Source organism: Sphingobacterium sp. DR205 (assembly GCF_011064245.1).
Classification (GTDB): Bacteria; Bacteroidota; Bacteroidia; order Sphingobacteriales; family Sphingobacteriaceae; genus Sphingobacterium; species Sphingobacterium athyrii.
The window spans coordinates 2,690,555-2,710,086 of sequence record NZ_CP049333.1 but is presented as its reverse complement, the minus strand read 5'-3'; the positions used below and the strand labels follow the sequence as shown (position 1 = coordinate 2,710,086).

Annotated in this window: 21 protein-coding genes; 12 read left to right on the top strand and 9 right to left on the bottom strand. The window is 35.0% G+C overall.

Going from position 1 to position 19,532, the window contains the following annotated elements; translation table 11 throughout:
• The first annotated feature begins 10 nt into the window (after positions 1–10).
• From G6053_RS11390 to G6053_RS11365, 6 genes are all read left to right on the top strand, one after another.
• A complete protein-coding gene (locus G6053_RS11390) occupies positions 11–814 on the top strand; it encodes a LexA family transcriptional regulator (protein ID WP_165306503.1) in 804 nt (267 codons plus the stop codon).
• Between the two features lie 63 nt (positions 815–877).
• Entirely contained in the window at positions 878–1,234 is a 357-nt protein-coding gene (locus tag G6053_RS11385; protein ID WP_165306502.1) for a hypothetical protein, read from the top strand.
• A gap of 66 nt (positions 1,235–1,300) precedes the next feature.
• On the top strand, positions 1,301–2,122 hold the full coding sequence (locus G6053_RS11380) for a hypothetical protein (RefSeq protein WP_165306501.1): 822 nt from the start codon (positions 1,301–1,303) through the stop codon (positions 2,120–2,122).
• 192 nt (positions 2,123–2,314) lie between these two features.
• Positions 2,315–2,518 (top strand): hypothetical protein, encoded by a 204-nt coding sequence (locus G6053_RS11375; protein WP_165309618.1) that lies wholly within the window; start codon positions 2,315–2,317, stop codon positions 2,516–2,518.
• Positions 2,519–2,559: 41 nt separating this feature from the next.
• Positions 2,560–3,333 carry a DNA-formamidopyrimidine glycosylase family protein gene (locus G6053_RS11370; protein ID WP_165306500.1) on the top strand — a complete coding sequence of 258 codons (774 nt, stop codon included), beginning with the start codon at positions 2,560–2,562 and terminating at the stop codon, positions 3,331–3,333.
• Between the two features lie 92 nt (positions 3,334–3,425).
• A complete protein-coding gene (locus G6053_RS11365) occupies positions 3,426–3,635 on the top strand; it encodes a hypothetical protein (protein ID WP_165306499.1) in 210 nt (69 codons plus the stop codon).
• Positions 3,636–3,665: 30 nt separating this feature from the next.
• On the opposite strand, the gene G6053_RS11360 is transcribed toward G6053_RS11365, so the two are convergent.
• The 5 genes from G6053_RS11360 to G6053_RS11335 form a co-directional block, all read right to left on the bottom strand.
• Positions 3,666–4,493 carry an SOS response-associated peptidase family protein gene (locus tag G6053_RS11360; protein WP_165306498.1) on the bottom strand — a complete coding sequence of 276 codons (828 nt, stop codon included), beginning with the start codon at positions 4,491–4,493 and terminating at the stop codon, positions 3,666–3,668.
• Between the two features lies 1 nt (position 4,494).
• Entirely contained in the window at positions 4,495–4,740 is a 246-nt protein-coding gene (locus tag G6053_RS11355; protein WP_165306497.1) for a hypothetical protein, read from the bottom strand.
• A gap of 461 nt (positions 4,741–5,201) precedes the next feature.
• Complete coding sequence (locus G6053_RS11345; RefSeq protein WP_165306496.1) at positions 5,202–5,756, bottom strand: restriction endonuclease; 555 nt, start codon at positions 5,754–5,756, stop codon at positions 5,202–5,204.
• A gap of 70 nt (positions 5,757–5,826) precedes the next feature.
• Positions 5,827–8,283, bottom strand: coding sequence for an AAA family ATPase (locus G6053_RS11340; RefSeq protein WP_165306495.1), 2,457 nt, complete (start codon positions 8,281–8,283; stop codon positions 5,827–5,829).
• A complete protein-coding gene (locus G6053_RS11335) occupies positions 8,280–8,474 on the bottom strand; it encodes a hypothetical protein (RefSeq protein WP_165306494.1) in 195 nt (64 codons plus the stop codon). Before G6053_RS11335 ends, G6053_RS11340 begins: the two co-directional genes overlap by 4 nt.
• Before the next feature lie 349 nt (positions 8,475–8,823).
• Between G6053_RS11335 and G6053_RS11330 the strand changes: the two genes are divergently transcribed.
• From G6053_RS11330 to G6053_RS11320, 3 genes are all read left to right on the top strand, one after another.
• Positions 8,824–9,486 (top strand): hypothetical protein, encoded by a 663-nt coding sequence (locus G6053_RS11330; RefSeq protein WP_165306493.1) that lies wholly within the window; start codon positions 8,824–8,826, stop codon positions 9,484–9,486.
• Between the two features lie 197 nt (positions 9,487–9,683).
• Positions 9,684–10,679: an RES family NAD+ phosphorylase gene (locus G6053_RS11325; RefSeq protein WP_165306492.1), complete on the top strand. Its 996-nt coding sequence runs from the start codon at positions 9,684–9,686 to the stop codon at positions 10,677–10,679.
• Positions 10,680–11,055: 376 nt separating this feature from the next.
• Complete coding sequence (locus G6053_RS11320) at positions 11,056–11,274, top strand: hypothetical protein (RefSeq protein WP_165306491.1); 219 nt, start codon at positions 11,056–11,058, stop codon at positions 11,272–11,274.
• Positions 11,275–11,446: 172 nt separating this feature from the next.
• Here the strand turns inward: G6053_RS11320 and G6053_RS11315 are convergent, their stop codons facing one another.
• The gene (locus tag G6053_RS11315) at positions 11,447–11,689 is read right to left on the bottom strand and encodes a hypothetical protein (protein ID WP_165306490.1); all 243 of its coding nucleotides are present in this window, start codon (positions 11,687–11,689) and stop codon (positions 11,447–11,449) included.
• A gap of 128 nt (positions 11,690–11,817) precedes the next feature.
• Positions 11,818–12,726 carry a hypothetical protein gene (locus G6053_RS11310; protein WP_165306489.1) on the bottom strand — a complete coding sequence of 303 codons (909 nt, stop codon included), beginning with the start codon at positions 12,724–12,726 and terminating at the stop codon, positions 11,818–11,820.
• A 781-nt stretch (positions 12,727–13,507) separates the two neighbouring features.
• On the opposite strand from G6053_RS11310, the gene G6053_RS11305 reads away from it, so the two are divergent.
• The 3 genes from G6053_RS11305 to G6053_RS11295 all read left to right on the top strand — a co-directional run bounded on the left by G6053_RS11305 (position 13,508) and on the right by G6053_RS11295 (position 17,209).
• The gene (locus G6053_RS11305; RefSeq protein WP_165306488.1) at positions 13,508–13,648 is read left to right on the top strand and encodes a hypothetical protein; all 141 of its coding nucleotides are present in this window, start codon (positions 13,508–13,510) and stop codon (positions 13,646–13,648) included.
• A gap of 74 nt (positions 13,649–13,722) precedes the next feature.
• Positions 13,723–14,112, top strand: a complete 390-nt coding sequence (locus tag G6053_RS11300; RefSeq protein ID WP_165306487.1) for a hypothetical protein — start codon at positions 13,723–13,725, stop codon at positions 14,110–14,112.
• 139 nt (positions 14,113–14,251) lie between these two features.
• Complete coding sequence (locus G6053_RS11295) at positions 14,252–17,209, top strand: lantibiotic dehydratase (RefSeq protein WP_165306486.1); 2,958 nt, start codon at positions 14,252–14,254, stop codon at positions 17,207–17,209.
• Here the strand turns inward: G6053_RS11295 and G6053_RS11290 are convergent, their stop codons facing one another.
• Both G6053_RS11290 and G6053_RS30585 read right to left on the bottom strand, forming a co-directional pair.
• Entirely contained in the window at positions 17,210–17,914 is a 705-nt protein-coding gene (locus G6053_RS11290) for a LytTR family DNA-binding domain-containing protein (RefSeq protein WP_277603211.1), read from the bottom strand.
• On the bottom strand, positions 17,907–19,013 hold the full coding sequence (locus tag G6053_RS30585) for a histidine kinase (RefSeq protein ID WP_206531928.1): 1,107 nt from the start codon (positions 19,011–19,013) through the stop codon (positions 17,907–17,909). Before G6053_RS30585 ends, G6053_RS11290 begins: the two co-directional genes overlap by 8 nt.
• Between the last annotated feature and the right edge of the window lie 519 nt (positions 19,014–19,532).

Below are 19,532 nucleotides of genomic sequence, written 5' to 3'. Positions count from 1 at the left end.
ACATTACAAAATGAAAGACGCAAAAGTTTTTTTCCACAGTAATTTAAAATTGCTACGGACACGCCGGAAATACAGCCAGGCGCAGCAGGCGGAACTGTTGGGATTCACCCGCGCCAAGTATACAGCGATGGAAAACGGTAAAACGGGGAATCCACCATTGGCAGATCTTTTAAAAATTGCTGCCTTTTTCAAATTTTCTTTAGATGACCTGGTCAAATCTGACCTTACCCAATGGAGTGATTTTGAATTACGGGAGCGGGAGACTGGCGGTTTTGAATATGTCTCAGGAAAGAAATTGAGACTTTTGGCGGTAACTGTAAATGCGGAAAATAAAGAAAACCTCGAATATGTTCCAATCAAAGCAAAGGCCGGATATTTAGCCGGTCATGCCGATCCGGAATTTATCGCGGCTTTACCCAAATTTACTTTACCGAATCTACCCGGCGGGACGTTTCGTATGTTTCCGATAACTGGGGACTCCATGCTGCCGCTTCCCTCCGGCTGTGAGGTAATTTGTAGGTATGTGGAAGATTGGCGCGAAATTAAGCCCCAAACGCCCTGTATTTTGATTTTAAATGATGCCCAGGACTTCGTTTTTAAATTTGTAACAATGGAAGAGCACCTGTTCTTGCTGGAATCCCTTAACCCGGAATTCAAGCCGTACACAGTGGAGATTCCCGATGTATTGGAAATATGGCAGTTCCACAGCTACCAGAGCAAGAAGATGCCGGAGGCGACCAGCGATATTAAACAAGTTCAGACGCTGATCAACGAGATTCGAAACGACGTGAAATATTTGAAAGGGAAAATATGAGTAGATCTTGGTTTGTAAGCTACTTAAGTTTCCTAAATTTGACTATCTAAATTATCGAGAAACGTGGGAATCCAAGACTATACCAAGCCAGATTTTTTACTTTGCGAAATCCCTGTAAAAGATGGATCGTTTCATGATCAACGTACCTGGGTTTACGCGGTAAATGCGCTATCCCTTATAGAGTTTTTACTTATTGATGATTTTGAGGATTTTGATCTGGACAAGAAGAGTAATCTTTTTATACACGCCAGGAATGACCAAGAAGAAGAGCATTGGGTCGGCATATTTACGCAAGACAATTGTGGAATTCTTGGACTTAATCCTACGGAAGTTATGAATGCAGCTTGGATATTTTTTAGTGGGTATTTAGCCTGGGAAAACAATAACATAGATAAAGACCATAGATCGAGAATAAATTAGTACATCTTCACTTGGAATTCCTGCACTTTCATTTACATTATTTTTAATCCCATAAAACTGTTAACGATGGAGCGCTACCTTTTTGTATTTCTTTTGTTTTTAACGGTTGACGTATACGGACAAAAAAGTTTTATTGTCGAAGGAAAAGCTATTCCTACAGGAAGTATTACAAAGTGGTATTCGTTTACCTATGGATACGGGGATAGCCTAATAGTATATTTTAAAGATAGTACGGTTGTCTTTAAGAACCCTAAAGCAACGATTGTAAAAAGTGTATCCAGATCAAAGTACAGCAATAACCAATATACGAACATTCAATATTTCGGTGATAAAGGAAAAGATAGTGTATCCAAACACTTTGATGGTAGAAAATTAAGTATGATTTACAGAACCCTATACGATAGCTTGGAAAGGCCCCGATATTATGGGATGAAAGATTACCGAGCGACTAATACATATGATGACAGTTTTGAATGGTTTTATGAATACAAAGACAGTGTAGTAGGTAATGAAATTATAGATATTCAAACAGTTTATATAAAGGATCGCGCTGGGCTTAAACGTTTTCATTTTAATAGGAAAATGAAGAGAAGCAAAGAGGGCAAAATAAGTTATCAGTACAAACAAAACTTACCATCATCGAAACCAGACAATAGTAGATGTTTCTTTGAAACAACAAAAGAAATAGGCGACCTAACTTTTTCAGCAGCTAAGAAATTGATCGAATCGTCAATAAAAGAAAATAAAAAGAAAATCGTTTCTGAAGAATGTCAAGATTTCGTGAGAACTTATTGTTCGGCTGACAGGAATTCCAAACTTATTATTACCAAAGTTAGGCCTTACCACGAAGGCAGAACTGCAAATTATACTTTTTCAAAAAATTTTTAAACAGTGGAATGATTTTTTGAGCGAATAATACAGTGTCGGTTTAAGGTCAATCAATAATGAGAAAATTTGTAGGACATTGGAAATTTGTAGGTACAATTTACGATTTCATGCTTACGGCACTAGTACACTATCCAACTACTATATTTAAACCAATCTTTATTGAAAGTTGTTCCCCTTAGAAAAGGAGGAACTATGCCTTGGTACAATGGAGATTATCCACCTTCCTATAAAAATCAGCCTTTGAAAATCCGGGAAAAGGCGACAGAAATTGCAAACGCATTGCTGGAGGAAGGTATGGAAGAAGGGATTGCTATTGCGACCGGTCTGAAAAGAGCAAGAGAGCATTTCAAAAAAGAAGCGGAAAACAATAAAGGGAGGCAGCAATATAAGGAGTGATTTTACGACCTACATTATGACCATATTTTAAACGAAACCCTATGCCAGAGTTACCAGACCTACAGGTTTTCAGCAAAAACCTTACAAAAATGCTTAAAGACAAAGCCCTTGAAAGCATCGTTCTCCATAACAAACAAAAAATAAAAGTGAGCGAAAAGGAACTGCAATCATTGGTCGATAAAAAACTGGCCAAAGTTTATAGGGAGGGCAAGCGGCTGTTTTTTGATTTTGGCAAAGATTCCGTTTTATCGGTGCATTTAATGCTACACGGAAAATTGGTTTATTCGGAGGATAAAAATCCAAAATACGCATTGGTATCGCTTAAATTCAAAGGCGCTCAAACGCTTTCCATTACCGACTTCCAAAAGATGGCCAATATTGAATTAAACCCGGGAACCGCAGAAGGTATTGATGCGCTTTCGTCTAAACTTACAGAAAAGTACCTTTTCGAAATTTTACAGGCGAGTAAAGCAAAAATAAAATCATTACTAATGGACCAAAATCTTATCGGCGGTATCGGTAATGCCTATGCAGATGAGATTCTCTATGCTGCGGGAATTTCACCGCTTTCGGTCGCCAACAAAATACCTGCAAAGCAAGTTCATAAGCTGGCAAAGGTGATGAAGGATGTACTTGAAAATGCAGAAAAACAAATCTTAAAAGAGCATCCCGATATCATAAGCGGCGAGATCAGGGATTTCATGAAGGTTCACAATAAAAACGCAAAGACTGATAAAAAGGGGAACGAGATTTTGCAAATGAAAGTTGGTGGCAGAAGCACTTATTATACAAGTGAGCAGGAACTTTTTAATTGATGCCATACCTGGCACGATCGCTGTTGTTTTTTTTGACATCACAGAATAAAACAATTCACAATCGAACAAAGTTATACTCAAAAAAAGAATCTATGGATTATTTTGAAGTAACCGTAAGAAGTACGGCCTATTTAATAAAACCACACATTGAAGAGGACAGCCTATTCTTTACAACAGAAGTTGAGGGAAAAGAAGTTCTTTTCGGCGGCACAGGAAATGGATTAGAGGCAATAGATCCTCCAGATGTAGAACAGGAACTTTTAGAGGAAATTGCTTCCGAAATTGATTCGTATCTGGCTTAACGCCGTGGCATAGTGCCACGGCGTTTTTATCTATACTTCATAAGTAAGCTCAGGTACTTCGGCGTATACAAATGCTTTCCCTGGAGTTCCGGTGGTTTTGAAATCTTTTTCAACAGTATAGGCCTCCATTTCTTTTGCACTGATCTGATAAGTTGCCAATTCCGTAATCCTTTCTTCCGATAAATCTTCCATCATCCATTCCCAGGCTAATTCATCCGGCAGCATGGTCGGCATCCGATTTTTGCTGTTATGAATTTGCTTCATTAATGAGTTCGCATCAGTTGTCACCAGAGCAACGGTATCGACGGTCTCGCCGGTTTCCTTATCGGTCCAATTCTGCCATATAGCTGCAATGAAAAAGTATTCCTTGTTTTTTAGCCCGATATGGTATGGATATTTGTCCGGTGTTTTAAGATCTTCTCCTGTACGTTTGTTTTTACGATAGATATGCTGCCATTCGTAGAATTCACTTGAGAGGATCAAGCATCTCCTATCTAAAGCAGCTTTCCTATAAACTTTTTCTTTACCAGTAGATTCGTCAATCTGCAGCAACTCATTTCCTCTTGCATTAAGTGTAATATAGGGTTTGTGCCATTGGCCACGAGTATCTTTATAGCCATTACGCATTTTTGCAACCTCCTCTCTGTTTTTAACGTAGGACGGGATGAACCCCCATTCCATCTGGACGATATCAAAGTTGCATTTATCTTCTGTTGGTCTTAACACTGCGATCTTACCATAGGAAAATCCATCATGTAATTCCTGATCTAAAAAATCGTAGTTCATCACAGCTTTCTCCAATGCCATCAGCCGAATAAACTCCGCGCGTGATACTCTTTGCCCGTTATAATAGCACATATTACTTTCGATTTAAGTATTCTGACACTAATTTACCAAATTTTTCCGCTTCTTCCTGTCTACCTTGTGGCAAACTAGTCCACAAATCTCCATGCCAGGTGACAGCTCTTGTGATAACCAAAGGAGAGCGTTTATCATCGAAGATCAGGCGGTATACCTGCTGATCTTGTACAGTGTGTTCCGTAACAATAATCTTTACCCCATCGACTTCTAATTCAAACCTTCCGTTACCGAGTAAATTACCCATTACATTAATATTCAAATATTTACCAATATACTATCATTTGGACATATTAGCAAGAAGTCTGATTTATTTATATTTACCACAATCTTTCTGTATCGGCTTGGCAAAATGGTTGAATCTTGGCTTGGAAGCAATAATTATCGCCAGTATTTGAAGATTTGGAAAAAATGGGAGTTTATATAGGGGAATACCTAAATTTCGAGTTGACTAAAATGCCTTACAATTCCGATTATTATATTTTTGCATATAGCATTATTTAGTATTTTTCGAGCCATTGTTTTAAATCATTGTAGTCCTTTAATGCTAATTGCTGTTCAATTTTCTTTGCCGCATCCTGCGCGTCTTTTGTAAAGAAGCTTGTCGTCACTATAATGCTTTTGGAAGGTTTTTCCAAGTAATGAACACCTGTTACTTGTCTTATAATACCAACGTCAATTTTGTTATCAGGAGCATATTTTTTGCACTCAACATACGCTAAAAAATCTGTTACGGCATTTTTTTATATGAGCAATAATATCCCTTCCTCCATCACGTGTTGCTTGAGTTAATTCAACGCTAAAGCCTAAATCTTCCAATATGCTAGCGATCAACTCTTCAAATTTTCTAGGAGAAATATCGTAGAGTTTATGTGGATATTTCTTGAAGAATCTTTTCACTTCCTCATCGATACTATTAATTATAATGGGAGATTTTTTATCAAATAAAGTTGAGTTATAGATATCCTTATTTATTTTCCCAGTCTTGGCAATCTCTTTCATCTTATCCTGAACCTTAGCTGTTGCTTCTTCCGCTGTTGCAAGTGAAACAGCAAATTCCTCCGGACGGTATATGCCATCTTCTTCGAGGGCCATAAGCATATAGCTCCAATCTTTATCAATAAGGTCGAGAAGTACCGTTGAGATAATATTCGCTTCGTCATCTGCAAACCAAAATTTTTCCTCAACAAGCCCAATCAAAGTTGGGGATTTAGTAAAATTATACCCTTCAAACTCAATTTCTGAAATTCTTCTCAGCGCCATAATTATATTGTTTTAATCAAAAACTATTTTACTATAAGCTATCATTGAGGCACTAGCCAACCGCTGACAGTTACTTCTTTTTTAAATTAATGCTGAAATTTCCGCAAGCACATCTTAGGGTATTCCTCTCACCTCGATCTGGGATTAAATACAATAATGAATTACAACTTTCATCCGTACAACAGAAACCAGCCACTAACGATTTGAATGATGCAGCTACAGGCTCAAAATCTTTTCTTTCAAAATTTGCCCATTCATTGTAGTGGATGGCTGCGTTAGTCTGCCATTGTTCAACCTGTGAGTTTGTAATTAAAGCTCTAAAGCCATTTTTTTGCAAAGTTATTTTTTCAGCTAAGTCAGACTTACCCCATGAATTTGCGGCTTTAATACCCTCGTCCAGAAGTTTCGTAAATTGAGAAGTGGCAGAAGGCAATAAGTCACCAAGCATAAATTGGGCATCGCCACGAAATTCAACACGCGCCCTCAATTTATGACAAACATCAGCAGATATATATTCAAGATAATGCCTAAGTAATGATGCTGCGCTTCTAACATCGTTCTTCACCAAATAGTCATCTATTTCTCCCCAAACATCTTTTTCGTTCCACTCATTTGGGCCATGATCAACATCCCATTTTCGAAATTGCAATTGACCATTTGATTGAATAAGTCCTGCCGTTCTCATGTGTTTCAGCCAAACTTCATCATGTGTAGTCAATATAAATTGAGTATCTGGAAACTTTTCGCGCAATAACCTGCAAACTTCACGACGATGCCCCGTATCAACCGACATCAATACATCATCAAGAACTGCAAATTTGAAATTATCACCTAAAATATGTTTCATTAGGGCCAAATATAAACATAAGCCCATACCGTCCTGATGTCCTTCACTGTGATAGGCACCTGGAGGGAAATAACCTCGACCATAAAAATCGACATTGAACCCTAATTTGCCGATTGAGGGAGTAAGTTGTGCCGTAAATGCAGATTCGTCATCGCTATTGATAAAGCGATAGAGGTCAATAAAATGAGATTCAACATCTCTATACAAATCCTCAAGCGTTTGAGTCACCACAATTCCATATGTATCAAAAACCTTGGAACTTAATGCTGATTTATCTTCTGCTTTTTTTAAACTGGCCGAAGCTGTACGGTACATTTCAAGTTTTTCCTGCGCAATAATTAGGTACTCTCGAGCACCATCCTGCTTGGAAGGGTCAGGAATTGCTTTAACTCTTTTCTCTAAATCAGAAATTAAATTTTCTACTTCGCCAGGAACTATTCCGTATGTTTCTAAACATTCAAGTAATTCTTCGATTGGTAAAAATATTTTGATTTTTTTTCCAGTTTCTTCAATTTTTGCGAGGTATTCATCGAATTTTAGTGTTTCTACAACCGGATTCAATAATGCTCCCAAATCTTTAACTTCTCTGATGTCCGTATGAAGTTGCCTCAATTCTTGAATATAACGTTCTAATTTTGTAACAATTGAAGCACGTTTAACAGTGATCCCCTCAAATTTTTTGAGTTTAGTCTTAAGAATCTGTGCCAATTCATCAATACCTATTTCTGTATCACATAATGGGCAGCAATCAGAGTCAATAAATGTCAGTGCTTCCCTTAAAAAACCTTCCTTATTTAAACTTTTTAAAACTTCATCATCATCTTTAAGAGCTTCAATACTTGAAGTAATCTCCTTTAAATCATTTTCAGATCTGAGATTTTTATATGCAACAATTGTGTTCTTTATTTTATTTATACTATTGATTGCTGCAGACTTAGCTAAATTTGAAGATTTGCCGGAAACAGATGTTGCTAACCCATCTCTCAATGAAGTTTTGGCATTAAGTTCTGTTAACGCAGATAAGCCTAATATTATACGTCGCTCATTAACAGCTTCCAATACTCTTTCGTAAGTAAATTCTGTAATGTTTAGAGCAGTTATTAATTGTGCTCTTGCATCGTCTCTCTGCCGTTTTATTGGCGCAATATCCTTTTTGTCTGCATTTGCTATTTTCTGTAAAGTAGACCTAAGGTTTTCTACCTTTTCCAATCTCAACAAGGCCTGTACCTCTTTAGCACGATCACCAGGTGTAGAAATAACATATTTGATGAGTTCACGCCGAGATAAGGTAAATTCCGGGTGATTTGCAACCTCTTTAATAACAGCAAGTATTTCTGGAGTAGCCGGTTTAATTAGAGGATTGTTTATGTCACTAACATTTCTTTCTATTAAGACATCTTTGTTCAAAGATGGAATATAGGCACTTATTTTGACCTTAGCCTTAGCAGGATTACTTCGGCTGTCAACATGCGGTGCATGCTCTTTCAGAGAAATTCCTCCAGTCCCGCTTCCAGCAAGTCTTGAAATATCACCTGTTAAGCCAAATTCTAAAGCATCAACAATACCACTTTTTCCTGTGCCATTTTTGCCACAAATTGCAAAATTCTTTTTCTTGAAATCAATTTCAAGGTGCCTAATACCCCGGAATTCAAATACCTCTACTTTATTTACAAGTATCATAATTCTGAATTAGATATTAATGCTAAACGAAGTGCTTTTTCTGAAAAATCCTGTTCAGTAATGATGGTTTTTTTCAACTGATCTATTACAGATTGTGGGACATCTTTCTTGGTTAGTTCTTGTATCAGTTGACTGAAAATTCTTTTAGGAATATCTATCTCTTCAGAATTAGATTGCACGATTTGTTCCATATACAATATTGAAGATTTTATTTTAAATATATCGGTTAAATGACTTTTAGAGCATTATCGATATAAATATAACGAAATTTAACTAACCTAATGATATGTGAATTGACTTCAATAAAATTTATAAAGCGGTACAATCTTTTGGAAAGGAATTATTCAAACTCCGAAATTAATTTAAGTGCATTTCCACCTAGATTTTAAACCTCTAACATTTACAACCAAACATACGTCCTGGCAGGCAATAAATTCTTTTTGTTACAGGAATAAGCAGAAGATGGCTACTACTTTTATTATATTTACCTGATGCCGATAAGTCAGTAACCATTAAGAAATAACTAATAAATTTGTCTGTATGAACGACCCTGGAGAAAACTTTGCAGCGGAAAGAAACCTGCCCCCTCAAAAGAATTATAGGCTGGTGTGCACTAATGAATCCGGAATTGATCAATACGTTTACATTTACCAGCGATTAAACGCACAACCGTATGAGATACATTCTCTAGCATGGTTAGCTTCACCTGTTAGATTACGCAACGGGTCGAGAATGGTATTTTCCTGGACAGATGAATTTTCATTTGTTTATAATAATCTCCCTTTCTTATCACAGGGAATAATTTGCTATACCGAAGATGGTGTTCCGTGTAGCCCTAATGATGGTAACTACACAGTATTTGATATAGAAAATAACCGCCCTTATTTCTCTGCTTCTATTAAAGATGCGAAAATTCACGATTTGGCCATAAAGGCCAGCCCCGGAATTCAGAAGAACAAATACAGTATTGGAGTTAGCAGATCCGGATCAGCTTTATTTATGCAACAAGCATTACCTGATACTACTACCATTTATAACCTGCTACCTTCCTTCTGGATTGCAGCAGCAGATAGGATCTCTCAAGGAGAGGTATTAACTAACCATCATTCTCAAGGAAGGAATTTTACTTTTCCGCCAAACGTTCGTACCATGTACGCAACGCTTCAGCACTCAAAAGAGTGGGATGTTACGGAAACACCTTAAAATAAGGCATTCATTCAACAAATTAATACTTATATAAATTCTTTATTTAATATTTTGATTCAAAAGTTTAAGCTAGATACAACAGCGGCAATTTTTGAAAAGTCTAATAAAAGTCTTGTTGAATACGCTAATTTTTGTAGTAAAATAGTTGATTTTACAGCATTTTATCGGTTACCTAAATTGTATTAAAATTAAATATGACGAATTCATTCTATGAAACTTTAATTTGTTCAAACTGCTTTATTGATGAAGGATTGCGTTTAGAAGCTGAACAATTAGGTAAGTCTGATTCTAAGACTTGTCCAAACTGTCAAAGCACATTAGGCAAAAAGCTCAATTACTCCAATCTAAATGAACTTGCAAACATATTTTTTGTGAATGGCTCAATTTTCCGGGCTGAATACGGCGCTTCAAACACCATTCAGTTCAATGAGCATCATTATAAAATGTCAGATTTGTCCCCTGCTAAATGGCTCGAGCAAGACTTAGAACTTATATCGGAAAAACTCAAAGTGGGATTTTTTCACTATGGGCCAAGATTATGGAAGGTTGGCGAGATAGAGCCGCTAAAAGATTTGCAAGACAAAAATTCAAGAGAAAAAGTGATTGGAAGAATAATAGAAGAATTTCCGAAAACAACGGTAGTTGACGGAACGAATTTTTACCGACTAAGAAAAAATCCTTGTATTTCTTCAAATTTTAATGAATACGATAGCCCACCTGACCGATATTTAGGATGTGGCAGATTCGATTCAAAGAATTTTCCAGTGTTTTATGCATCTCAGGACCTAGATATTTGCCTTCATGAATCTCGTGTTACCGTCGAAGATGAACTTTATCTCGCTAAACTAGCCTTAACAAAACCTATAACCGTTTTAGATTTATCGGAATCAATAGCCGAAAATGGGACTGAATTTGAAAGTCTTAGTATTGCTATTCATTTCTTATTCCGAGCGCCAAGTCATTCTTATGAAATTCTAAGGGATATTGCAATCTTCGTATCTAAGTGCAAGCTAGATGGAATAATATATCCTTCATATTTCAACCAAGTATCTACATCTTACGATACAATTAAGAATATTGCAATTTTTGGAAGACCAATCTCAAATGGGCTTCTTAGTATTGAATGCATAAACAGATTAATATTGAAACACGTAGAGTATAAATACAATTTTGGTCCAGCAGCTTTTTAATCAACCATTTGGAATAGCCAGCAAATGAATAAAACTTTAGCAAAAAAATCTTTCACTTGATTTTTTTAGTATTCGATTCACGGATTTTATACTGAAACTCCACTTTGATTTTCGGAATTCAATCACAAAAATTGTATCACGATTATTCTAAAAAAATTCGATTTAGAGCTTCTGCGAAGTCAAAAAAGTGTTCAAAGAATGTCCCTTGTACACATTCATCAAGGTTTGACACCTTAAATTTATGTTCAGAACGGATTCTATTGTCTGGTATTAGTAGAGTTTTACTTATTTTGAATGGAGCAGGTTATTACATGAAATTTAGTCATTAGTGACGTTGTTCAAATAAAATCTCATTTTTATAAACAAAAACAATAATATGTTTGAAAATTTTTCCAAAAAAGAATTTGAAATGGCAATCTCAAATCCGTTTTATTGCCTGGAAACTGTCGCAGAAATATTTACCGACCATCATGAACCGCTTATATCCGAACAGCAATGGATCTCTGCAAATGCTAATTTGATCCATGAAATTGGACCCGATCGGTGGTTAGCATTACTTCTCGAAAATTTAAAAGGAAACTATTTAACTTCATAAATCAACATTAGCAACCCACCTAAGTTTTACTCCTTACAAATTTATTAACGGCCTTTATAGCTTTTAAATCATGAAAAAAGTTCGACATTTCGCCCCTTGCTTGTACCCAATGTTCAAAAGAGGAATAATTCAGCCCAAGTTCTGGAATTCCTCTTTTTTTATTTGTTATAATTTACTGAAAATAAGAAAGATACAAAAAGAGCAAATTTATTCTCGTGGTTCGACACTCATCAGTTTTCTTGTTATAGCTTAGCCCTTTAGGAAAGAGCAGAAATTGGATACATGACTTAGCATTATTTTTTAGACTAAGTGAATAATCAAATGATTCCAGAAATTTTTCTACATTTGCGGTCAATACATGTGGATGTAAGTCCTCTTCCAAGACGTAAAGCCAGGCTACCGGATTATTGCTCATAACGCTGATTTTTGATTATTAATTACACGGAAATCAACTTCAGCATCAGCCGATACCATGCCTTCAAATGCAAAAATCGCGGATCATAAAAAGTCAAAAAGTCCTGAAAAGGTCTTTAAGGACAAGTTTTATAGGTTGGTTGTATCGATGTTTATTTTTTTATGGTCTTTAGGTCGTTTATCGTGTTTGGATGGCGTAAGCACAGTTTTTACTGTTTCGAGGCTTAAATCCCTACCGTCTTTATCCACAAAGGAATTTACAATAACGGTAGCTAAATCACTTATACTGCCTTCTATGATAGGTCTACCGTTGGTATGCATTTCCCTGCTCAATCGGTAGTATATATCCACCAATTGGTTGATGTTGCAGTTTATTTTTAGTTTGTTGAATGGCAGAGGGGTTGTTTTACTCTGCATCTGATCGACCGAGAATTCGTTTGTTAGGCAGTTCAATTGTTGTATATGATCAATTTCTTTCTGACATTGAATGGCGAAATCAGGTAATTTGGGGTTTATAAAATCAATAATAGCCTGTTCATAATCATATTTTTCCTTGGTCAAAAAGATGATCTTATCGGTGTAGTTCGATAACTCACTTGCCTTTTCCCTAGTTTCCTTGAAAGAAAAGCACCTTGCTTCGCATCCCGCATTGATATATTGTATTAGGAATTTTGTTGATTTTTTATTATTGTTTAGCTCGATCTCTTTCCGCTTCCTTTCGATGATCGTGTAACATTTTATCATTCGCCCCCTGTTGGTTGTGCTTATAAATAAGTATTCATTTTCGGCGATTAGCTTCTCGAATTTGTTAAGCCATTTTAAGGGATTTGAAGCGATCTGGCAGTGGTGAGAAAAAAAATCGGGCAGCTTTGCGTACGGAACCAAGAGCAATTTATTCAATAACAATTGACAATATTGTTTATTGTTGAGCACGTCTTCTTCTAAGATATCAAATAATTGAATACTGCTTTGTTCTTTCGAAACCGTCGTTCGTTCTGTAAATTGAACGGCGTCTTTTATCTGATGCTCCTTCGACATAAATAACTTAATTTTCAAAGCCCCCCCTAATCTTTAATAAGTCCATAGCAATTATCGATTCCGTCGAGCATCCACGATATCGAAAGTCTGGTTCTTATTTTCAACTCAAGAAAGCTACCAGTTGGCCTGGTTATTACCAACAGACTAACAAACTGCAGTTTAATCTGATAGCATAGTAAATCCACATATTATGATTTCCTCTAAAAATTCATTATAGACATACGGAATTCCTTAATTTAATTGACATTCATTAATTCAACTTGTTTATCATTTTGTGAATCAATACTTTCAAATAGAAATAGCTAATATCATAATATAAATATATGACTTTATCTATATCCTATTTTCAATAACCTAATGACTATTCGACCAAATGGTAATAAAACTGGTTGAAATTTTAAAACTTAAGCTTTAATCTAGATGAGTTTTTGTTGTACATCCCATAAAAATTGGAAGTTATGTAATGAAAGATCGACAAAGTTTCTCAACACAATTGGTATTATAAAATTGAATCCTATTTTGGATTTTTAAGAATAGTTTTTTCTTGCAATTCTCTTTTAAGCATGTCAAGTCTTTATTTCGACATACAATCATTTTGGTTGTTTTTTCTCAAACTTACAACTAAGAAGATTTAAATAAGTTATAACAGGCAATCTACCGTCCATAAAAGACCTTAACCCTGAGAAATCGCCACTTCACCCTAAAAAATCCCAATCCTATCGACAAAGTTATTTTACATCATATGGTTACCTGAATTTTGACTTGAATTAAAAATAAATTTATGGAAACAAAAGATTTGAAAGTATTTGAAAAATTTGAATTGGAGGTGCAAACCGTCTGTATAGTTGAAAACTTACCTTATGGTGATATCGGAGAAATGACAGGAACAGGTGTAACTGTTAGTTCAAGTATGATCTTCTAACTAGCAATATGTTTTTATCATTCTTTCATAATCGATTAGAAGATAAAAACATATTTGCTTTGTAATTATTAACAATGGAAACGCCTTTGAGATGCATAATCATAGAAGATGAACCTTTGGCAACTCGGCATCTTCAATCCTTAATAAAAGATCAAAAACTCTTAAAGTTACTTGGCGAGATTGATGATATTGAAGAGATTGACTCTTTTCTCAAAGACCTTAAACAAACAGATGTGCTCTTTCTAGATTTACGAATAAAGGGGGGAAATATCGAACTAATACAAGAGTACCTTACCTCTATTCCTTATATTATTGTGACATCTGCTCTTCTTCCAGAAGATTATCCAAATTTCATCAAACAGCGAGAACATTTTATACTTCGAAAACCGATAACAGATGAAATGTTTAATAAATGCCTGAAAAAAATATTCACTAGAAGAACTAAACTAAACGAGTATAATTAGTATGTTTCGATTCCAAGAATTAGATTTCTTCCTACTTCGATCACCAAAGCTGTCATTAGATCAAATTGAAGAGTTTCTCAAGATGCAGGACAGGTATCACTTAGAACAATTTTTCAAGTCTTTTTACAGGCAGGAATTTATGAAACAAGCCCTTTTTTTATCCAGTGAATCGCTTTATTTGGAAGTCGAAAAATGGTTATCTGGAGAAAAAACACTTTCAGAGAAGCTCGCTAAGACATTATATAAATATACAGTTAGACTCAGCTCCCGCTGTACTCCATATGGTCATTTTGCGGGAATCCGCATGGGGCAAATTTTGGAAACACAAAATAATACAATTGATATAAGAAGAAACCAGAAAGATATTGTTCGATATCGCCCAGATATGCAATTTCTTGTCCGAATAATGCAAAATTTATCAAAAGACCCACATGTAAAAACTCAATTAACATATTCATTTAACAGCACTATTTACCGTCAAGGCCAACACTACAAATTTTATCAACAGGTATCTAATGCTGATAATAATACGCATTACCTAAGCCAAACACCCACGACTCCTATTATAGATTATCTCGTTAATGAAAAACAAGATAGTAAAACATACCTTGATTGGGTATCCCTTATTCAATCAAAAGGTGCAGATAAGGATCAAGCCAGTAAATTCGTTGAAAACCTAATTGAAAGCCAGATTTTAGTATCTGAATTGCATTCTCAGCTCACTGCTGAAAACAATTTCGACGAAATACTGAAAATCATGCAAACTACAGACACAAAAAATATTTATCTTCCTACCTTAAACAAATTAAATAAACTCCTGACCTCCAATTACCCGGTAATAGAAAGGCAGCGAAGGATAGAAGCTGTTATAAATCAGAAAATTCCGGAAACAAAAACCAAGAATCTATTACAAGGAGATATGTTATTGGGTATAGAAACCAATACTATACCCAAGAATACCATAAAGCGCTTTCTTAGCCAATTTGAAGAGTTAATTCCACTAGCGATCTCTATACACTCAAAAGAACTTGAACAATTTAAAAGAAGCTTTATAAACAAATATGAGGGCCAAATGGTTAGATTACTTGAAGTTCTCGATCATGACACTGGCGTGGGATATGGTAGTAATCCCGTTGCATATTCTACACAGGACAACTTATTAAAAGGAATAAATACACACCCAGTCCAACAAAAACAAACACTAAATAATCCCCTTGAAGATTTAGTTTATAGAAGGTACCATATAAACTGTGTGAAACAGAATAATCGGGAAGTTAGGCTACAGGAAAATGATTTACAAAATCTAATTAGCAACATTGACATAAACACTTCATCCCCTACTTTCTATGCCATTGGTAACCTGCTCTTCGAAAACAGTACAACTGCCCCAGTTTTTTGCTTACAAGCCTGTGGAGGAACTTCCGCCGGTAATCTTATCACCCGTTTCAGTTATCTAGACAATCAACTTAAAACAGAACTAGAAAAACTAGGAGCTTTAGAACAAGAATCATATCCCGGGGCAATCGTTGCTGAAATTGTTCATCTTCCTGAAAGCCGGACTGGAAATATTCTTCAACGTCCTAATATAAGAAAAGCAGAAATCGTCTTAATGGCAAAAGCAAATAAGGACGTTATACCTATCAACCTTAACGAGCTATATCTTTTTGTTAAAAAAAATAGGATTGTATTATGGTCAAAAAAATTAGATACAGAAATTATACCAAGACTGTCGTCAGCGCACAATTTCCAAAACGGCATCAATCTTTATCGTTTTCTTGCAGATCTTCAGTTTCAAGATCAACCAATAAGTGTTAAATGGGAATGGGCAAAATTAGCTAAATTACCGTTTCTACCTCGAATACGCTATAAAAACATAATATTAAGCCGTGCCAGATGGAATATATCAAAAATCGAAAACACTCCATTTTGTTTTAAAGAAAAGAAAAAAAAATTGGCGGGTCTTAAAAAGATATACGATCTTCCAGACAAAGTAGTTCTTGTAGAAGGAGACAACGAACTACTTCTTGATTTCTCAAATCCGATAGCAGTTGACATTTTCTTTGAAAAAGTTTCTAAAGAAGACATAATGCTAAACGAGTTTATTTTTTCTGAGTATCAGTCCCCCGTTAAAGATGATGAAGGAAATTTTTATAGTAATGAGGTAATAATACCTATTGCTATCGATATGAAACAAACACAAAATAATATTACTCCTAGACCGACCTGTAAACAAAGCATTTATGCTTTGGGAAGTGAATGGATATATGTAAAAATATATTGCGGTATCCGTTGTGCTGAGAATTTATTAATGGATTCCATTCCTAAGTTGATTCAAACATTAAAAGATAAAAATCTTCTCAAGAAATGGTTTTTTATTCGCTACAAAGACCCTGCCCCTCATCTACGTCTAAGATTTCAAGTCGATTCTCCGGACAAATTCGCGTCAATTGTCCGGCTAGTAAACGAAATATATTCGTGCAAATTGTCAGATCATAGTATATTCAACATTCAGTTTGACACATATAAGAGAGAGATCGAACGCTATACTCCAGAATATATGGAATTAAGCGAGCAACTTTTTCACAAAGAAAGCGAGTTTGTTCTCTCCACAATAACGCAAACCCCAACGTCATCAGACAGATGGAATATCTGCCTAAAATATATGGATGGTCTTCTTAATCATGCAAGTTTGACGTTATTGGAAAAAAATGCTTTTGCTGAAGAAATGCGTTCGGTATTCGCACGTGAATTTGGGAATGACAAGTCAAAAGAGAAAAAACTAAATCAAATATTCAGAGAAAAAAAAGCTAATATTGAACTTACAATCTCTACAGAATTATCAAATTCAAATATAATTATCCCTCTACAGCATTTCAAAGTAATTTCCAAAAAAATCGGATGTGAGGAAATATCTGCTGATGCAATTTTAGATAAAAAATCATCATTATTATCTAGTTATATTCACATGTTTATTAATAGATTGTATCCTTCGGATCAGCGACTTTATGAATACGTTTTTTATCACCTTTTAAACAATTATTATCAAATGCTTATTGGTAAGAGGAAATCATTAAATGAGAGTCAAGCTAAAAATTAATTAATCAATTTTTAATCCCATCCGATTATAAAGATTTGATCTGTACTTTAGTCCGATATCTAATTTCTCATTATTTTTTAAGATCACTCTCACAGCATCCACACTCTTAATCTGATCAATTTTAACAATATGTGATCGATGAATTCTGACAAACATATTCCACGACAGTTTTTTCTCCAACTCTTTTAGGGTTGAAGAAATGGTAAAAGTTTCCTTTTCGGTTATGACCGTTGCATAGTCCCCAAATGCCTTAATATAATATATGTCAGCTGGATTGATAAAAATCGTTTTTTGTGCGTCTTTAAATTTCAAAACCTGATTTTTTGGAGTATTACGTCGTAACACTAGTGCATTTTGAACTTTATCTATGGCCTTTAATAACCTCTCCTGGGTTAATAACGGCTTTAAAATATAATCCAATACATCCAGTTCAAATCCTTCACTGGCAAATTCCCGGTGAGCTGTAATAAAAATTACAAAAGGAGGATTGGGTAAGGACCTCAAAAAAGAAACACCATCCATTTCAGGCATTTGAATATCTGATAACATAAGATCGACATTTCCGGATTTGAGTATTTCTTTTGCATCAATAGGATCTTCATAACTACCCAATAGCTCCAATTGTCCTATCTTTGCCACCATTCCTTCCAATCGTTTTCTGGCGAGCGGTTCGTCTTCTATTATGATTGTATTTACCCTATGCATAATTAACAATTTTGGTAGTGCTGTTTCGTGTATATGAGCTAAGATTCAATTCCAACCTCACGGTATAACATTCTCTCGTTTCATTAATTTCCAAGTTATACTGATTAGGATAATTCAATTCCAATCTCTTCCTAACATTGTCAACTCCAATTCCACCAACATAACCAACGGGTTTATCCACGCGTTTATACCCATTGGAAATATTCACGTTTAAACCACCATCTTTCGCAAACACCTGGATATCAACCCATGCATTTTTATTGCTGGACATTGGACCATGCTTAAATGCATTTTCTATGAGAGGAAATATGATCAAAGGAACTACAAAATAATCGTTTGAATCTGTTTCAATATAGATCACAGTCCGGACTTTGTTACTCAATCGTAGCTTCTCCAGTTCGATATAACTTTCCAAAAAAGCAAACTCGAATTCCAACGACACAACCGGCTTATCGCTCTCATAGACGAGATAGTTCATGATACCACTTAACTGTGTTAAACTCTTTTCAGCCCGCGGAGGGTCCACTGATACTAAGAAAATAATATTATTGATTGTGTTGAAAAGAAAATGAGGATTGATCTGAGCTTTAAGAAATGCTAATTCAAGTTGAACGTTGCTAAGATCAAGTTCGAGGTTCTCCAATTCTAATTGTGTTTTTTCATTTCTTATATCAAGAATAGCCTTTGTCAATTTAATTCCTAACGGAAAGGATATAAAATATATAAAGTCTAATAAATAAAACGTAAAGGTAGAATAATTAAACAGCCCGCTTAATCCGATTTTCAAAACATGGTCAACGTATTCTTGCAAACGCTTGCTAGGATTGATGTAAGAATTAATGCCCCAACAGGTTAGGTAAGTCAGTAATCCCCACCAAGTGTAAATTACAGCAAGCCATAGAAGACAGATAGTATATCTACCTTTCAAAAGATACTTTGGGATAATAAAATAGGATGTAAAATAAAAAATTGATGTAATCACTATAAGTTCTTTCACAGCTAGTAGCCAAGAGTAGGTTGCGTCGAATCTTTTGTATGAAACCAGATACATTGCAAACAAGCTACTCCAGAACATTATATGAATAATAGTACGTTTCATAGCTGTATTACTTTTTTGAAAAAATCTTGTTATGTACATCTTTTAACAATAATTATTGAATCAAAAAAAAATCCCTAGAATAGGATTAAAAAAATAACACCAAACTAGTACGTAAAGATAAAAATTTGTTGTTTTTATTATTTAAAATCCATTTAGATTTAAGTTGGAAAATACAAAAAAGTTATGAAATATCACTTAAAAAATCGACAATTGACTTTTATCTACATTATGCCTATAATGTGCTCGATATAACTATATACTTCCAAGATATTGACACGCAATGATATAGTTTATATAAACTTACTCTGAGAAATAAATTCAATAGATTTTCCAAAGTGATTGCGTTAAAGATCGGAAAATCTAACAGTTTCACAGCATTAAAATGTCGATCATTAGAAAAAAGGTAGTGGGCATTCGTAGTAAAACTGCAATCGACAAATTTATTGTTATCTATATCAAAATAAAACTTAATCCTATTAATTCCCGATTTCATCGATTTTTTTTAGTTTTCATCTTAAT

What these genes read in the sequence shown, in the direction of transcription:
- G6053_RS11320 (WP_165306491.1), top strand. Translation starts at nt 11,056, where the DNA reads ATGTTTGAAAATTTTTCCAAAAAAGAATTTGAAATGGCAATCTCAAAT.
- G6053_RS11365 (WP_165306499.1), top strand. Translation starts at nt 3,426, where the DNA reads ATGGATTATTTTGAAGTAACCGTAAGAAGTACGGCCTATTTAATAAAA.
- G6053_RS11335 (WP_165306494.1), bottom strand. Translation starts at nt 8,474, where the DNA reads ATGGAACAAATCGTGCAATCTAATTCTGAAGAGATAGATATTCCTAAA.
- G6053_RS11325 (WP_165306492.1), top strand. Translation starts at nt 9,684, where the DNA reads ATGACGAATTCATTCTATGAAACTTTAATTTGTTCAAACTGCTTTATT.
- G6053_RS11305 (WP_165306488.1), top strand. Translation starts at nt 13,508, where the DNA reads ATGGAAACAAAAGATTTGAAAGTATTTGAAAAATTTGAATTGGAGGTG.
- G6053_RS11375 (WP_165309618.1), top strand. Translation starts at nt 2,315, where the DNA reads ATGCCTTGGTACAATGGAGATTATCCACCTTCCTATAAAAATCAGCCT.
- G6053_RS30585 (WP_206531928.1), bottom strand. Translation starts at nt 19,013, where the DNA reads ATGAAACGTACTATTATTCATATAATGTTCTGGAGTAGCTTGTTTGCA.
- G6053_RS11300 (WP_165306487.1), top strand. Translation starts at nt 13,723, where the DNA reads ATGGAAACGCCTTTGAGATGCATAATCATAGAAGATGAACCTTTGGCA.
- G6053_RS11345 (WP_165306496.1), bottom strand. Translation starts at nt 5,756, where the DNA reads ATGGCGCTGAGAAGAATTTCAGAAATTGAGTTTGAAGGGTATAATTTT.
- G6053_RS11330 (WP_165306493.1), top strand. Translation starts at nt 8,824, where the DNA reads ATGAACGACCCTGGAGAAAACTTTGCAGCGGAAAGAAACCTGCCCCCT.
- G6053_RS11355 (WP_165306497.1), bottom strand. Translation starts at nt 4,740, where the DNA reads ATGGGTAATTTACTCGGTAACGGAAGGTTTGAATTAGAAGTCGATGGG.
- G6053_RS11380 (WP_165306501.1), top strand. Translation starts at nt 1,301, where the DNA reads ATGGAGCGCTACCTTTTTGTATTTCTTTTGTTTTTAACGGTTGACGTA.
- G6053_RS11390 (WP_165306503.1), top strand. Translation starts at nt 11, where the DNA reads ATGAAAGACGCAAAAGTTTTTTTCCACAGTAATTTAAAATTGCTACGG.
- G6053_RS11360 (WP_165306498.1), bottom strand. Translation starts at nt 4,493, where the DNA reads ATGTGCTATTATAACGGGCAAAGAGTATCACGCGCGGAGTTTATTCGG.
- G6053_RS11290 (WP_277603211.1), bottom strand. Translation starts at nt 17,914, where the DNA reads ATGCATAGGGTAAATACAATCATAATAGAAGACGAACCGCTCGCCAGA.
- G6053_RS11315 (WP_165306490.1), bottom strand. Translation starts at nt 11,689, where the DNA reads ATGAGCAATAATCCGGTAGCCTGGCTTTACGTCTTGGAAGAGGACTTA.
- G6053_RS11340 (WP_165306495.1), bottom strand. Translation starts at nt 8,283, where the DNA reads ATGATACTTGTAAATAAAGTAGAGGTATTTGAATTCCGGGGTATTAGG.
- G6053_RS11310 (WP_165306489.1), bottom strand. Translation starts at nt 12,726, where the DNA reads ATGTCGAAGGAGCATCAGATAAAAGACGCCGTTCAATTTACAGAACGA.
- G6053_RS11370 (WP_165306500.1), top strand. Translation starts at nt 2,560, where the DNA reads ATGCCAGAGTTACCAGACCTACAGGTTTTCAGCAAAAACCTTACAAAA.
- G6053_RS11295 (WP_165306486.1), top strand. Translation starts at nt 14,252, where the DNA reads ATGAAACAAGCCCTTTTTTTATCCAGTGAATCGCTTTATTTGGAAGTC.